Source organism: Sulfitobacter sp. W002 (assembly GCF_025142135.1).
In the GTDB taxonomy this organism is placed as follows: Bacteria; Pseudomonadota; Alphaproteobacteria; order Rhodobacterales; family Rhodobacteraceae; genus Sulfitobacter; species Sulfitobacter profundi.
Map to the genome: position 1 here is coordinate 920,830 of NZ_CP081126.1, position 13,465 is coordinate 934,294.

General features: G+C 63.7%; 18 protein-coding genes. 7 read left to right on the forward strand and 11 right to left on the reverse strand.

Features of this window, described 5'->3' with window-relative positions; translation table 11 throughout:
* Window positions 1-3 precede the first annotated feature (3 nt).
* Genes K3758_RS04490 through flgB form a run of 3 tightly spaced genes read right to left on the reverse strand, consistent with a single transcriptional unit; the run spans window position 4 to window position 1,172 of the window.
* Window positions 4-336 carry a flagellar hook-basal body complex protein FliE gene (locus K3758_RS04490; protein WP_120350438.1) on the reverse strand — a complete coding sequence of 111 codons (333 nt, stop codon included), beginning with the start codon at window positions 334-336 and terminating at the stop codon, window positions 4-6.
* An 11-nt stretch (window positions 337-347) separates the two neighbouring features.
* Window positions 348-758 (reverse strand): flagellar basal body rod protein FlgC, encoded by a 411-nt coding sequence (gene flgC / locus K3758_RS04495; RefSeq protein ID WP_067630405.1) that lies wholly within the window; start codon window positions 756-758, stop codon window positions 348-350.
* Between the two features lie 9 nt (window positions 759-767).
* On the reverse strand, window positions 768-1,172 hold the full coding sequence (gene flgB / locus K3758_RS04500) for a flagellar basal body rod protein FlgB (protein WP_259947985.1): 405 nt from the start codon (window positions 1,170-1,172) through the stop codon (window positions 768-770).
* 70 nt (window positions 1,173-1,242) lie between these two features.
* Here flgB and K3758_RS04505 point away from each other — a divergent pair, with 70 nt between their 5' ends.
* On the forward strand, window positions 1,243-2,583 hold the full coding sequence (locus K3758_RS04505; RefSeq protein WP_259947986.1) for a FliI/YscN family ATPase: 1,341 nt from the start codon (window positions 1,243-1,245) through the stop codon (window positions 2,581-2,583).
* A 6-nt stretch (window positions 2,584-2,589) separates the two neighbouring features.
* On the opposite strand, the gene K3758_RS04510 is transcribed toward K3758_RS04505, so the two are convergent.
* From K3758_RS04510 to K3758_RS04535, 6 genes are all read right to left on the reverse strand, one after another.
* Window positions 2,590-3,738 carry a lytic murein transglycosylase gene (locus tag K3758_RS04510; RefSeq protein ID WP_259947987.1) on the reverse strand — a complete coding sequence of 383 codons (1,149 nt, stop codon included), beginning with the start codon at window positions 3,736-3,738 and terminating at the stop codon, window positions 2,590-2,592.
* A 117-nt stretch (window positions 3,739-3,855) separates the two neighbouring features.
* A complete protein-coding gene (locus K3758_RS04515) occupies window positions 3,856-4,320 on the reverse strand; it encodes a CreA family protein (RefSeq protein ID WP_259947988.1) in 465 nt (154 codons plus the stop codon).
* A 61-nt stretch (window positions 4,321-4,381) separates the two neighbouring features.
* Window positions 4,382-6,103 carry a SulP family inorganic anion transporter gene (locus K3758_RS04520; RefSeq protein ID WP_259947989.1) on the reverse strand — a complete coding sequence of 574 codons (1,722 nt, stop codon included), beginning with the start codon at window positions 6,101-6,103 and terminating at the stop codon, window positions 4,382-4,384.
* Between the two features lie 54 nt (window positions 6,104-6,157).
* The gene (locus K3758_RS04525) at window positions 6,158-7,075 is read right to left on the reverse strand and encodes an MBL fold metallo-hydrolase (RefSeq protein ID WP_259947990.1); all 918 of its coding nucleotides are present in this window, start codon (window positions 7,073-7,075) and stop codon (window positions 6,158-6,160) included.
* On the reverse strand, window positions 7,075-7,515 hold the full coding sequence (locus K3758_RS04530) for a YeeE/YedE family protein (protein ID WP_259947991.1): 441 nt from the start codon (window positions 7,513-7,515) through the stop codon (window positions 7,075-7,077). The genes K3758_RS04525 and K3758_RS04530 overlap by 1 nt, the downstream gene beginning before the upstream one ends.
* Window position 7,516: 1 nt before the next feature.
* On the reverse strand, window positions 7,517-7,951 hold the full coding sequence (locus tag K3758_RS04535; RefSeq protein WP_259947992.1) for a YeeE/YedE family protein: 435 nt from the start codon (window positions 7,949-7,951) through the stop codon (window positions 7,517-7,519).
* A 94-nt stretch (window positions 7,952-8,045) separates the two neighbouring features.
* On the opposite strand from K3758_RS04535, the gene K3758_RS04540 reads away from it, so the two are divergent.
* Window positions 8,046-8,351: a helix-turn-helix transcriptional regulator gene (locus tag K3758_RS04540; RefSeq protein WP_067628498.1), complete on the forward strand. Its 306-nt coding sequence runs from the start codon at window positions 8,046-8,048 to the stop codon at window positions 8,349-8,351.
* A 27-nt stretch (window positions 8,352-8,378) separates the two neighbouring features.
* On the opposite strand, the gene K3758_RS04545 is transcribed toward K3758_RS04540, so the two are convergent.
* Complete coding sequence (locus K3758_RS04545; RefSeq protein ID WP_259947993.1) at window positions 8,379-8,837, reverse strand: beta-lactamase hydrolase domain-containing protein; 459 nt, start codon at window positions 8,835-8,837, stop codon at window positions 8,379-8,381.
* 277 nt (window positions 8,838-9,114) lie between these two features.
* Between K3758_RS04545 and K3758_RS04550 the strand changes: the two genes are divergently transcribed.
* The 5 genes from K3758_RS04550 to K3758_RS04570 are packed head-to-tail and all read left to right on the forward strand — an operon-like array spanning window position 9,115 to window position 11,962.
* Entirely contained in the window at window positions 9,115-9,561 is a 447-nt protein-coding gene (locus K3758_RS04550; protein WP_259947994.1) for a hypothetical protein, read from the forward strand.
* Window positions 9,561-10,247, forward strand: coding sequence for a MotA/TolQ/ExbB proton channel family protein (locus K3758_RS04555; protein WP_259947995.1), 687 nt, complete (start codon window positions 9,561-9,563; stop codon window positions 10,245-10,247). Before K3758_RS04550 ends, K3758_RS04555 begins: the two co-directional genes overlap by 1 nt.
* The gene (locus K3758_RS04560; RefSeq protein ID WP_132445053.1) at window positions 10,240-10,617 is read left to right on the forward strand and encodes a biopolymer transporter ExbD; all 378 of its coding nucleotides are present in this window, start codon (window positions 10,240-10,242) and stop codon (window positions 10,615-10,617) included. The genes K3758_RS04555 and K3758_RS04560 overlap by 8 nt, the downstream gene beginning before the upstream one ends.
* 2 nt (window positions 10,618-10,619) lie before the next feature.
* Window positions 10,620-11,009: a biopolymer transporter ExbD gene (locus tag K3758_RS04565; RefSeq protein WP_120350451.1), complete on the forward strand. Its 390-nt coding sequence runs from the start codon at window positions 10,620-10,622 to the stop codon at window positions 11,007-11,009.
* Window positions 11,006-11,962 carry a TonB family protein gene (locus K3758_RS04570; RefSeq protein WP_259947996.1) on the forward strand — a complete coding sequence of 319 codons (957 nt, stop codon included), beginning with the start codon at window positions 11,006-11,008 and terminating at the stop codon, window positions 11,960-11,962. The genes K3758_RS04565 and K3758_RS04570 overlap by 4 nt, the downstream gene beginning before the upstream one ends.
* Window positions 11,963-11,975: 13 nt before the next feature.
* Here the strand turns inward: K3758_RS04570 and K3758_RS04575 are convergent, their stop codons facing one another.
* On the reverse strand, window positions 11,976-13,310 hold the full coding sequence (locus K3758_RS04575; RefSeq protein WP_259947997.1) for an aspartate aminotransferase family protein: 1,335 nt from the start codon (window positions 13,308-13,310) through the stop codon (window positions 11,976-11,978).
* Window positions 13,311-13,465 lie beyond the last annotated feature (155 nt).

The window sequence follows — 13,465 nt, forward strand, 5'->3', positions numbered from 1 at the left end:
GGCCTAGATCGGCATCCGCAAGATTTCCTGATAGGCTTCGACAAAGCGGTCGCGCACCGACACGGCGACTTTGACTGTGCTTTCCATCGCCAGCATCGCTTCGACCACCTGCTGGGTATCCGCCTCACCGCGCAGCCCGGCTTGGGCCACGGCCTCGCCCTCGCGCACTGTTTCCAGCGCGTTTTCCGAGGCTTGCTGCACCATATTGGTGAAGCTATTGGCGCTGGCGCCTGCCTCTTCGGCGATAGCTTCGCCTTTTTGCGCCGTTAGCGATTGCGAGGTGCGATAGGCACCGCGAACCGCGGCGGTCGAGATCAGGGAGGCGGGATCGCTCATCTCAGGTTACCTCACTTCAACAGGTCGAGCATCTGGCCGCGCATCCGGCGACCGGACTCGAACATGTTCATGTTGGCTTCGTAGTTGCGCGATGCTTCGCGCATGTTGGCCATCTCAATGATCGGATCGACATTGGGCCGATTGACATAGCCGGTGTCATCCGCTGCTGGATGCGACGGGTCATAATCGCGGCGAAACGGCGACTGGTCGCGTCCGATGCGGTCAACCTCAACCAAAGAGCCGCCGCCGTTGCGATCAATCAACTCGGAAAAGCTGATGGTCTTGCGGCGGAACGGGTCGGCGCCCGGCGTGGTGCCCGTGGAATCTGCGTTGGCCACGTTTTCCGAGATCACCCGCAGACGCGCGGTTTGCGCGGTCATCCCGCTGGCGGCGATTTTGGCAATAGACTGAAGCGGATCCATGCGTTTTCCTTACCTGTTTCCGGTGACGGCCATGGTGAGCATGTCATAGCTCTTGCGATAAAGCTGTGCGGCCAACCGGTAATGATCGCCGATCTCGGCGGCCTTCACGGCCTGTTCTTCGAGGTTCACGGTATTGCCGTCCAGCGTGGTGCCAGCAGCGCTGCGGTCGGTGACCTCACGCACGCCGGGCGTGCCATGGGCGACGCCGGTGAAGTGTTTGTCATGGGTGGTCACCAGCCCGGTATCGCGCGACAGTTCTCCGCTGAGCATTGAGGCGAAGGACGACACATCGCGCGCCTTGAAGTTCGGCGTCGCCGCATTGGCCACGTTTTCAGACACGACCTTTTGTCGGGCCGAAAGCCACTGCATCCGGTCTGAAGCGAGTCCAAGAATAGAAAGATTAGACAAGTTCATTTTTTTGCCTATAGCCTGTTTAATCCTTGTATAGTAAATATTAGCCTGCTCTCCTAGAGGAAATTTATCCATGCAGACACTCTTTTCCGAGCTGACCAGCTTTGCCCGCGAGGCGGGCGAGGCCGAGATCACCGGCGAAGTGCGCGCGATCACCGGCATTACGCTGACTGCCGTAGGGCTGGAGCGGGTGCTGGGCATCGGCGAGCGCTGCATCGTGCATGGCTCTGACGGGCCGGTCCATGCAGAGGTCGTGGGGCTGGGCACCCATGGCACCGAGTTGCTCCCTTTTGGGTCGTGGCGCGGGGTCGCGGCGGGCGATCGGGTCGAGGTCGCGGTTGGCCGCGATGTGATCCGCCCGGATGAAAGCTGGAAGGGGCGGGTGATCAGTGCCTCTGCCGCACCGCTCGACGGGAAGGGGCATCTGCCCGAAGGCAACCAACCGCGCCCGCTGCGCGCCGCCCCGCCGGGTGCGTTCGACCGCAAACGCATCGGCCCGAAACTGGCGACCCATGTGCGCGCGCTCGATGTGTTCACCCCGCTTTGCCAAGGCCAGCGCTTGGGCATTTTTGCGGGTTCTGGTGTGGGTAAATCAACGCTGATGGCCATGCTGGCACGCTATACGGACTGTGATGTAGTGGTCATGGCGCTGGTCGGCGAACGGGGCCGCGAGGTGCAGGATTTCATCTCGACCGACCTTGGCCCCGAGGGGATGGGGAAGGCGGTGCTGGTGGTCGCCACGGGGGATGAGCCGCCGCTCACCCGTCGCCAAGCCGCTTGGACCGCCATGGCCGTGGCCGAACATTTCCGCGACCAAGGCCAGCATGTGTTGCTGCTGATGGACAGCGTGACCCGCTTTGCCATGGCGCAGCGCGAAATCGGCCTCGCCTCGCGCGAACCGCCCACCGCCAAGGGCTATCCGCCGACGGTGTTCTCGGAGCTTCCGCAGATGTTGGAGCGCGCCGGGCCGGGGCCGGTGGGCAAGGGCGACATCACCGCGATCTTCACCGTTCTGGTGGACGGCGATGACATGAACGACCCCATCGCCGACGCCGTGCGCGGCATCACCGACGGGCATATCGTGTTGGATCGAAAGATTGCAGAGAAGGGGCGCTATCCGGCGATTGACCTGCTGGCGAGCGTCTCGCGGACGTTGCCGGATTGCCACAGTGATGTGGAGTATACGTTGCTCACCGCCGCCCATAAGGCGCTCGCGGCCCATGCCGATATGGAAGAATTGATCCGTATCGGAGCCTACCGCAGCGGCAGTAATCCTGAACTGGACCGCGCGATTGCATTCGCTGGGCCGTGCGAGACGTTCCTTAGCCAGCGCAAGGCCGAGCACACCCCGCCGCAGTCCTCATTTGCTGAGGTGGCAGGGATGCTCGACCGGGCCGGGATCAGCCCCGGCTGATACCGCCTATTGCAGGCGGCGCAGCAGATCGACCGAAGGCTCGCCCGTCGCAGGCAGGCCCACGCTGGCTTGATAAGCGCTGATCGCCTTGCGGCTGTTTGGCCCGATCACCCCATCGGTGCCATCGGTATCAAACCCCCGCGCGGTCAGCCGCTGTTGCAACGCCATACGGTCGTCTTTGGTCAGCCCATTGGCATCGGGGGGGAAGCTGCCGCGCAGCGGTCCGCCCCCGGCGATGCGGTCGGCCAGATGGCCCACGCCAATCGCGTAGCTGTCGGAGTTGTTGTAGCGTTTCAGCGCCCGGAAATTGCTGGTCACCACAAACTGCGGCCCGCCTGCCTGCGGCTGGATCACGGACCCGGCGCTGGCGGGGATGCTACCCACTTCGCCGCCCCATTTCACGCCGCGCGTCCAGCCGTTGCGCGACAGATACGCGGCGGTCGAGGCCAGTGCATCGCTGGGGTCTTCCGACCAGATGTCGCGCCGGCCATCGCCGGTGAAATCCACCGCGAAAGCTTGATAGGAGGTGGGAATAAACTGCGTATGCCCCATGGCCCCGGCCCAAGACCCGGTAAGGCGGTCCGCGCTGATGTCGCCGTTTTGCAAGATTTTCAGCGCCGCGATCAGTTGCTTTTCAAAGAATGCGCCGCGCCGCCCGTCATAGGCCAGTGTCGAGGTAGCGGAGACCACAGGCACATTGCCGCGCCGCTCGCCAAAGAAGCTTTCCAGCCCCCAGACCGCCGCGACGATCTCGGCGGCGACGCCGTAGCGGCTTTCAATCGCGCTGAGCGTGCTGCGGTGCCGTGCGAAAGCGGCACGGCCTTTGGAGATGCGTTCGTCCGAGGCCGCGATGGCGAGGTAATCCTCCAAGCTGCGGCTGAATTCCGTTTGGTTACGGTCCCGTTTCACCACACCGGGCAGGTAGCCCGCGCCGCTGAAACCTTGGGCCAATGTACTGGCAGAAATCCCTTGCGCCGAGGCACGGCCCTTAAACGCCGCGACCCAAGCGTCATATCCTGCATTGGGCACCGGCCGCAGATCGTCCGGCACCCCTGCCGCTGCTGCGGGGCCAAGCGCGCCGCCCCCCGTTGAGCAGGCCGAGGTCAGCCCCAGAGCGGCGAGGCCGAATGCGAATGTTCTGCGTGAATGTCTCATAAAACCTGCCTGTCGCTGCATTGTTGCGTTTTGCGCAGCATATCGCAGGCAGGTCGCCCGACAAGGCGGGATCGCCAGGATGGCAAGCCTTCGCCGAGGAAAACTTGGCCCTTGGGCTTATTGTCCGGGCTGAAACAGGGGCACCGTCGACATCGACATCTTGGCCGAGCCGTCCTGCACTTGCTGGCTGTGGCTGATGTAGATGAGTGTGTTGTTCTCTTCGTCGAAAATCCGCTTCACCCGCAGCGTTTTAAAGATGATCGAGCGGCGTTCGCTAAAGACATTTTCGCCTTCATCATCGCGCTCGATATCACCCACTTCAATCGGGCCGGTCTGACGGCAAGAGATGGAGGAGTTCGACGGGTCTTCGAACCAGTTGCCCTTTTGCAGCCGGTCGATCAAGCCGCGTTCGAAATAGGCCAGATGACAGGTCACGCCCTTGACCTTGGGGTCGGCCACGGCTTCGACGATGATGTCATTGCCGAGCCAGTCCACATCGACGTTCCCCACCTGTTCGGCAGGGGCGGCGGTGGCGAAAAGGCAGGCGGAAAGGGCGGCGGCGCGCGCGAATATCTTGTTCATGGCAGGCAAACGCGCGACGGGCAGGGCGGTTCCCTAGGCTCCGCCGAATTTTCGACAGTCTCTACCGCCGCTCTGCCAAGGCGCAAACGGCTTCGTGCTGGCTTAGAAAGACCTCGCCGGTGAGGTCATCCAGAAAATGACTGCGCTTCAGCCGGTCCATCACCGGGCCCTTCACCTCGCTCAGATGCAGCCGGATATCGGCATCCCGCAGCCGTGTGTTGATCGCCTCAAGCGATTCAAGCGCCGACAGGTCGATCTCATTCACCGCCGGGAACATCAGGACCACATCGGTCAGTTCGGGCTTTTCGGCGGCATGGCGTGCCAATTGGTCTTCAAGGTACCGCGCATTGGGAAAATATAGGCTTTCGTCCACCCGCAGCGACAGCACATGGGGCTGGGTCTCAACCTCATGGCGCAGCACATTGCGGAAATGCTCAGTCCCCGGCACCCGGCCCACCACGGCCATATGCGGGCGCGAGGTCTTGTAAAGATGCACGAGGATCGAGGTGATGACCCCCGCGCTCACGCCCGCTTCCACGCCGAAGACCAGCGTCAGCAGGATCGTCACGCTCACGGCGGCGAAATCGGCATGGCTAAAGGCCCACGCGCGTTTGAGGATCGAGAAATCAACGAGGCTCAGCACCGCGACGATGATCGTGGCGGCCAGCGTGGCTTTGGGCAGGAAGAAAATTAGCGGCGTCAGAAACAGCGCCGCAAGCGCCAGCCCGACGGCGGTGAAAGCGCCTGCGGCGGGCGTCTCGGCCCCCGCGTCGAAGTTCACCACAGAGCGGGAGAAGCCCCCGGTGACCGGGAAACCCCCGGTGAAGGCGGCCCCAAGGTTCGCACTGCCCAGACCGATGAGTTCTTGATCCGGATCGATGCGCTGGCGTTTCTTGGCGGCCAATGTCTGCGCCACGCTGATGCTCTCTACAAAGCCGATGATCGAAATCAGCAGTGCGGGGATGAACAGTTGCGACAGCAGGTCGGGCGAGAAGGAAGGCAGCGTGAGCGGCGGCAGACTTTGCGGCACCTCGCCCACGATGGCCACGCCGCGACTGCCCAGATCAAAGGCCCAGACCGCCAGTGTGGTGCCGACGATCGCCAGCACCGGTCCCGTCTTCGCTCCGATATCAGCCATGCGCGGCCCCAGCCCGATACGCAAAAGCAAGGGTTTCAACCCGCCGCGCACCCAGAACAGAAACGCCGTCGCGGTCACGCCCAGCAGCAGGGTGATCGGGTTCACCTCCCCCAGATGCGCCCAGAGGCTGGCGAGGATGTCGACCAGCGTATGGCCTTCGCCTTCGACCCCCAGAATATGGCGCAACTGGCTGGCGGCGATCAGGATGCCTGAGGCGGTGATGAACCCCGCAATCACCGGGTGCGACAGGAAATTCGCCAAAAACCCCAGCCGGAATAGCCCGAGCGCCAGCAGCATCGCGCCCGACAGAAACGCCAGCGTCAGCGCCGCCGTGACATAGCCCGCCGTCCCAGCCTCGGCCATATTGCCCACCGCTGCCGCTGTCATCAGTGACACCACGGCCACTGGCCCCACTGCCAGCGCCCGGCTGGTGCCAAAAATAGCGTAAAGCACAATCGGCGCGATGGAGGCGTAGATACCCGCCTCAGGCGGCATGCCCGCAAGCAGCGCATAGGCCAGCGATTGCGGGATCAACATGATGGTGACGATCACCGCGGCCACCATATCTCCGGTGAACTGGCCACGGTCATAGCGCCGCCCCCAGTCAAGGATCGGCAGATATTGCGCAAGGGGCCGCAGGGTCATGTCAGGCAATCCGTCAAAGGGAAGGGGCCGCCCCGAAGGGCCGCCCGGTCTGGTTTAGTCGAAACGGTTCACTGGCAGTTTGAGGTAGTGGTTGCCGTCATCCTCGGTCTCGGGCAGCCGCCCGCCGCGCAGGTTGATCTGCAAGGCGGCAAGGATGCGGTTCGGCAGCGATAGAGTTGCGTCCCGCTTCTGGCGGCGCTCGATATAGTCCTCGCGTTTCGTGCCGTCCTTGACGTGGATGTTGTTGGCTTTGTGTTCATCAACCGTCGCTTCCCACGTCGGCTCCTTGCGGTCATCGGTGCCGTAGTCATGGCCGATATAAAGCCGCGTGTCGCCGGGCAGGGCGAGGATGTCTTGGATCGAGTCCCAAAGCTCCGCCGTTTTGCCCCCCGGAAAATCCGACCGCGAGGTGCCTGCATCGGGCTGCATCAATGTGTCATGCACGAAAGCCGCATCGCCGCAGACGTAAGTGATCGACCCCAGCGTGTGACCGGGCGACAGCATCACTTTGGCGTCTAGTTCACCAATCTTAAACGTTTCGCCCTCTTCAAACAGATGATCAAAGTCGCGGTCGGGGTCAAAGGCGTTTGGCAGGTTGTAGAGGTCCGCCCAAATCTTGGCGATCTCAGGCACCAGCGCACCGATGGCATTGGGCGCTCCGGTCCGTTCCTTCAGGTGGGCGGAGGCCATGACGTGGTCCGCATGGGGATGCGTATCAAGCACCCATTCCACGCTCAGGCCATGCTCTTTCACAAGGTCCAAGACCTGATCCATGCTCTCGGTCGTGAACTTGTAGTTCTTCGGATCAAAGTTCCAGACCACATCGATCAGCGCGGCCTTTTTGGTCGCCGGATCGGCGCAGATGTATTGGATCGAGCCTGTGTCGGGCTCATAAATGCCCCAGACATCGGGGCTGCCCGCACCGGTTGAGGGGGAATGGCGCACAACGGGGGAATTCAGAGGGTCGCTCATCAGGCAGGTCCTTTCTTGGTTTTGGTCATCAAATCAGGGGTGTGGCGGGCGATCCACATGCCACCCAGCATGAAGGGCACAAAGATCAACGTGCCACTGGCCGCCAAGGGCAGGGCGGTCAACGCCGGGCCGGGGCAAAAGCCGCCCAAGCCCCAGCCCATGCCAAAGATCGCAGCACCGGTCAGCAGTTTCGGCTCCAGATCATTGCGGGTGGGGACGCGGAATTTATGGTCGAAATAGGGCGTCTGACGGCTGCGGAACAGCCATGCAAAGCCCGGTGCTGTCACTGCGATGGCACCGCCCATGACAAAGGCGAGGCTGGGATCCCATGTGCCAAAGACATCGAGAAAGTTCAGCACCTTGGCGGGGTCCGCCATGCCAGAGACGATAAGGCCAATGCCAAAGACAAGGCCGGAGAGGAGGGCGAATATCTGTTTCATATCACGCCCCCAACACATGCCGCATGACAAATACGGTCACAAAAGCCGTTGCCATGAAGGTCACCGTCGCCACGATCGACCGCGCCGAGCCACGGCTGATGCCGCAGACCCCATGGCCCGAGGTACACCCATTGCCATAGGTCGCGCCAAAGCCGACCAGCAGCCCGGCCAGAGCCATCAAAAGTGGGTTCGAGGGCACCCATTGTTGCGGCCAGCCGCCCGAGACAATCAACCAAAGCGGTGCTGCCAACAAAAGCCCCAGCACGAAGAAGAATGAAACGCCCCGCGCTTCGCCGTCACTGCCGCGCGCAAATAGCCGTGAGGTCAGCCCGCTGATGCCCGCGATGCGCCCGTTCGTCGCCATCAGCAGCACCGCCGAGGACCCGATCAACGCGCCGCCGCCCAGCGACAGCCAAGGTGTGAATTCGGTTTCCATCTCTCAACTCCTTACGCGCCCGCCATGGCGGCTGGCTTGTCTTAGACTGTTATTCAGTATATATTACTCACTCCTAATATTCAATGATGCTAATATGAAAAACTCGGACGATTTCTTGGACGGTGATATTGCCGGAGCGGCTGCCCTGATGACGATGCTCGCATCAGAGGCGCGGCTGCAGATCCTGTGCCGACTGCTGGGCGGAGAGCGTTCGGTTGGGGATTTGGCGCAGGCCTGCGGGTTGTCGCAATCCACCATGTCGCAGCAGCTTAAAAAGCTGAAAGAAGCGGGGTTGGTCGATAGTCGCCGCGCGGGGCAGACGATCTTTTACCGGGTGAAAGGGCAGGAGGCCGTGGCCGTTCTGGAAACGCTGCACGGCCTCTACTGCGCGCAAAAATAATGCGCCCGGCAAAACCGGACGCCTCTTTCACGCTTTGCGATCCGCGTAGGATTTGACGAACTGGCCGATCTTCTCTTCGGTCAGGTCAATGCCGCGTGATTTGCCTTCCTGAAGGGCCGTGTCACCGTCCCATCCCTTGTCTGCCGCAAGGGCCATCAGCGTCATCGCCCCGGCCCGTTTGCCCGAGGCGCAGTGCAGGAACACCGGCTGCGGCAGGTCGTCCAGTGACTTGCGGAATTCGTCTACCGTCTCGGGCCCAAGCGTATCGGGCGTGACCGGATGGTGCAGGTAGTTCAGCCCCAGCTTCTCAGCCACCAGCCGCTCTTCATCGGGGGAGAGGCCGCCTTTTTCATCCGAGGCGCGGAAGTTTACCACTGTTTTCATCCCGGCCGATGCCGCCTGTTCCAGTGCTTTGGCGTCCGGTGTGAACAGGGCCACGTTATGGGCGTGGTCGATGGTCGCGATCTTTTGGCTGTCGTCAGTCACTCTGGCCTCCTTCTCTGCGCGGGCGTTGTTTTCCCGCAGGCAATGGTTTCAGCAGCCTAACACCAGATCAACGCAACTGTTCCCTGCTCACCAAGTGGGCAGGGCGGCGGTCGTCTTATCTGAGTATTAAAGTCAGGATTGTCACCGCTGACCGATTTTGCTAGGCAGCACAAAGAAATTCCGCTTGGCGTGACAGCTGCTTTGACGATTCTGCCCCCCGTGGCAGGCGCCCCAGCAGCGCGCCGTGATCAAAGATAAATCCATCGGGAGCCACCCTATGCCGCATTTTCGTTCCGCGTTCCTCGCGGCCCTGTCCCTGACCTTTGGCCAAGGCGCCGCCGCCGAGACGCCTGCCGCCGCAGCGGCGACTGCGGCCCCCTCGCTCAAGGTCGAGTTGAACGCCGCCGACACGACGGAGGCCAATTGCAAGCTGACCTTTCTCATCACGAACGACCTCTCTGCGCCCTTGGACAAGGCCGTCTATGAAACCGTGCTGTTCGACCGCGAAGGCACCGTGAACCGGCTGACCCTTTTCGACTTTGGTCAACTGCCCATAGGCCGCCCGCGCGTGCGCCAATTCGTGGTGCCGCAGACCACCTGCGAAAACCTTGGCCGTATCCTGTTTAACGGTGCGCAAAGCTGCGAAGGCGCGGGGATCGCGGCGGGCACCTGCGAAAACGCGCTGGCCCCAGCAACCCGGACCGAGATCGAGGTGCTGGGCTGATGGATCAACTAAGCGAACTGCTGACCCCCCTGCGGGGCATCGCCGAAACCGGTGGCCCGGTGGTGGTAATCCTGATGGCCGTGGCGGTGCTGACCCTCGCCGTGGCACTTTATAAAACATGGCAGTTCCGCGCCGCCGCCGTGGGCCGCCACCGGGCGCTGTCCGAAGCGGTCAATGCATGGGAACGGGGCGATGCCGCCGCTGCCCGCGCGGCGCTGGGCCGGTCGAAAAGCTATCTCGCCCCGGTGATCGAATTGGCCATGTCTGCGCCCGACGCGGGCGCTTCGCGCTTGCAGGCCGAGGCCGAGTTGCGCTTTGCCAAGCTGGAGCGCGGCTTTCGCCTGCTCGATTCCGTGGCGCAGCTTGCCCCGCTCTTGGGCCTCTTCGGCACGGTTCTGGGCATGATCGAAGCCTTCCGCGCCTTGCAAGACGCAGGGTCGCAGGTGGATCCCTCGATCCTCGCGGGTGGCATCTGGGTGGCGCTTCTGACCACCGCCGTGGGGCTGGTCGTTGCCATGCCGACCGCGCTGGTGCTCAGCTGGCTGGAACAGCGGATGGAAACCGAGCGCGTCATCGCCGACAAGGCGATCCTTACCGTACTGCACCCCGGCCAGAACGCGGCCCCCGCCGCCACACCTGCCGCGACCCAATTTGCCGCCGCCGCGCCCCGGCCAGCCCATGGCTAGGCCACGCCGGCGGCGCAACCGCCTCTCCATGACCTCTCTGATCGATGTGATCTTTCTGCTGTTGTTGTTTTTCATGCTGACCTCGACCTTCTCCAAATTTGCCGAAATCGAATTGGCCGCAGCGACATCCGGGGCAGGGGCTGAGACGGGGGCGAAACCGTTCTTTTTGCAACTAACCACCGAGGGGCTGCGCCTCAATGGCGATGCGCTGGCGCTTGACGCGCTGACCGCCAGCCCCTTGGCCGAGGCCGAGAAGGGCACACCGCTTCTGGTCTCGCTCGGGGCCGAGGTCGAGGCGCAGGCGCTGGCCGATCTGCTCATCGCGCTGCGCGCCCTGCCGGGGCTCAGCGTCTCGGTTCTGGAGGGCTGACCATGCGTCCCATCGCCAAGGCTAAACCGCAACGCGAACCGACCATCGCGCTGATCAACATCGTCTTTCTGATGCTGGTCTTCTTTATGGTCGCGGGCACCCTGTCGCAGCCGCTGGATTCCGACCTGAACCTCGTGGAAACCCGCGAGCTTGAGGGCCGCGCGCCGCCCAATGCGCTGGTGGTCCATGCCGATGGCCGCATGACATTCGCAGGCCAAGACCGCGCCAGCGTGGCTGAATTCATCGACGCGCTGCCCGAAGAAGAGCGCGACACCGTGCGGCTGCTGCCCGACCGCGCGCTGCCCGCCCGCCGCCTTGTGGAGCTGACCCGCGAGCTGCGCGGGGCCGGGGCAGAGCGCGTCATGCTTGTCACCGAAAGGGCGCTGCAATGATCCCCCGGTCCGGTCTTGTCAAAACACTCTCCATCGGTGTCGCCGCCAGCCTTGTGGTGGGCGTGTCGCAGCTGGCGCAAATTGACGACAGCGCCAAGATCGCGGGCGGCGGAGCGCCCGCCGCGGCCCAGCTTGGCACCCGGTTTGAGGATATGGCCGTCGGCACACTAGAGGCCGAACCGGTGGAAGAGATCACGCCGACCCCCGAGCCCGAACCCTTGGAAACCGCAGAGGCGCTACCGCCAACCCCCATGCCAACGGTTACGCCCACGCCTGCCGCCGAGCCAATGCAAGCGGTGAAGGCAGAGCCCATGCACGTGGCCCCACCTCCCGCCGCTGCGGCGCAGACACCCGTCTTGCCTGCCCTGACCCCAGTCGAAACCCCGCCCGAGACCGCCAGCGCTACGCCGACCATCACAGCCGTGGCCCCGGTGCCCCCGGTCGAAACCCTCACCGCCGAGGCCGAGGATGACGCACCACGCCTGTCGCAGCGCCCGCAGCGCCGCGACCCTGAACGCGCCGCCGAGGCCGCCAAGAAGGCCAAGCCCAAGCCGCAGCCGAAACCCAAGCCAAAGCAAACCGCGCGCGGCAATGCGAAGCGCGACAACACCAAGGGCGCGCAGACCGCCAGCCGGGCGGGCAACGCCGCGCAATCGGGCACCCGCCAGCGGGCTGCCGCGCCTGCGGGCAACGCGGCGGCCAGCAACTATCCCGGCCAAGTGATGAGCCGCATCGCCCGCGTCGGCAAACCGCGTGTCCGCTCACGCGGGACCGCCGTGATCGCTTTTTCCATTGGCGGGGGCGGGCAGTTGGCTGGCGTCCGGGTGGCGCGCAGTTCCGGGTCGGCGGCGCTGGACCAAGCGGCGCTCGGCATCATCCGACAGGCCGCACCCTTCCCGCGCCCGCCCGCCGGGGCGCAGCGCAACTTCTCGATCCAGATCAAAGGCCGATGAGCGGGCGGAGGGCTCAGCCCTCTGCAATCACCCCGTCGACGGCCTTGCCCAGCATCTCGACCGTCATCTCGATTTCCTCGGGCGGGGAGGTAAAGGCCGGGGCCAGCAGAACGTGATCCCCCGCCGTGCCATCGGCGCAGCCCTGCGAAGGGTAGCAGATCATCCCCGCCTCCATCGCCGCGCGCTGGATCTTGCCCGCAAGGTTGCGGCTAACGTCAAAGGGCGTCTTGCTGTCGCGCTCGGCCACCAGTTCGATGGACCAGAACAGCCCCCGCCCGCGGATGTCACCGACATGGGCATGCTGGCCGAAGCGGTCGCGCAGCGCGGTTTCCAACTGCTGCCCCCGGGTGCGCACCGCGCTTAGCAAATCACGGCTCTCGACCTCTTGCAGCACCGCCAGCGCGCCCGCCGTGGCCACCGCGTGGGACATATAGGTGTGCCCGTTCCACAGGTTGCCGCTGCCCGCCATGATCGCCTCGATCACGCTTTGCCGCGCCATCACCGCCGCGATCGGCTGGTAGCCCGCGCCGAGGCCCTTGGCCATGGTGGTGATGTCGGCGCAAATCCCCTCCTGCTCCAGCGCGAAAAGGCTGCCGGTGCGCCCCATGCCGCACATCACCTCATCGGCGATGAGCAGCACACCGTGGCGGTCGCAGATCTCGCGCACATGTTTGAAATAACCCTCCGGCGCAGGCTGGGAGCCGAGCGAGGCGCCGACCACCGGTTCGGCTACGAAGGCGGCGACCGTCTCCGGCCCCAGCTCGACAATCCGCGCCTCCAGCTGATCCGCCAGTCGCCGCGCAAAATCCGCCGCGCTCTCGCCGTCGCGTTGCAGCCGGTAAGAATAGGCGGCGTCGATATGTTCCACCTCCATCAGCATCGGCGCGAAGGGCTTGCGCCGTCCGGCATGGCCGCCCACCGCCAGCGCGCCCAGTGTGTTGCCATGATAGCTGGGCTTGCGTGCGATGATCTTCGCGCGCGCTTTGTCGCCCCGCTCCAGATGATACTGCCGCGCGAGCTTCAGCGCCGCTTCCATCGCCTCGGACCCGCTGCCCAGATACATCACCCGCCCTTCGCCGGTGCCTTCAGGCGCGCGGGCGATCAAATGGCCGGCCAAAGCCTCTGCCGGGGTGTTGGTGAAGAGGCCAGTATGGGCAAAGGCGAGCTGGTCCATCTGCGCGGCGACAGCGGCGCGCACGGCCGCATTGTCATGTCCAAGGCTCGACACCGCAGCGCCGCCGCAGGCATCCAGATAGCGCTTCCCCTTGTCATCAATAAGGAAATTTCCCTCTCCGCGCACGATCACAGGTTGCGTGGCGCGCAGGTTACGGTGCAATACATGGCTCATCGTAGAATCCGATCCTTGGGGTCGACCCTATTTACCGCTTCGCTTGCTGACTGCCACATTAATCAGCACACCGCGCGTATTCGGAAAAGCTTGGGCTGACCTAGGGTCAGGAGAAGCTTGACAGGTAAATTATTTTATCAAACGGTAAAATACCT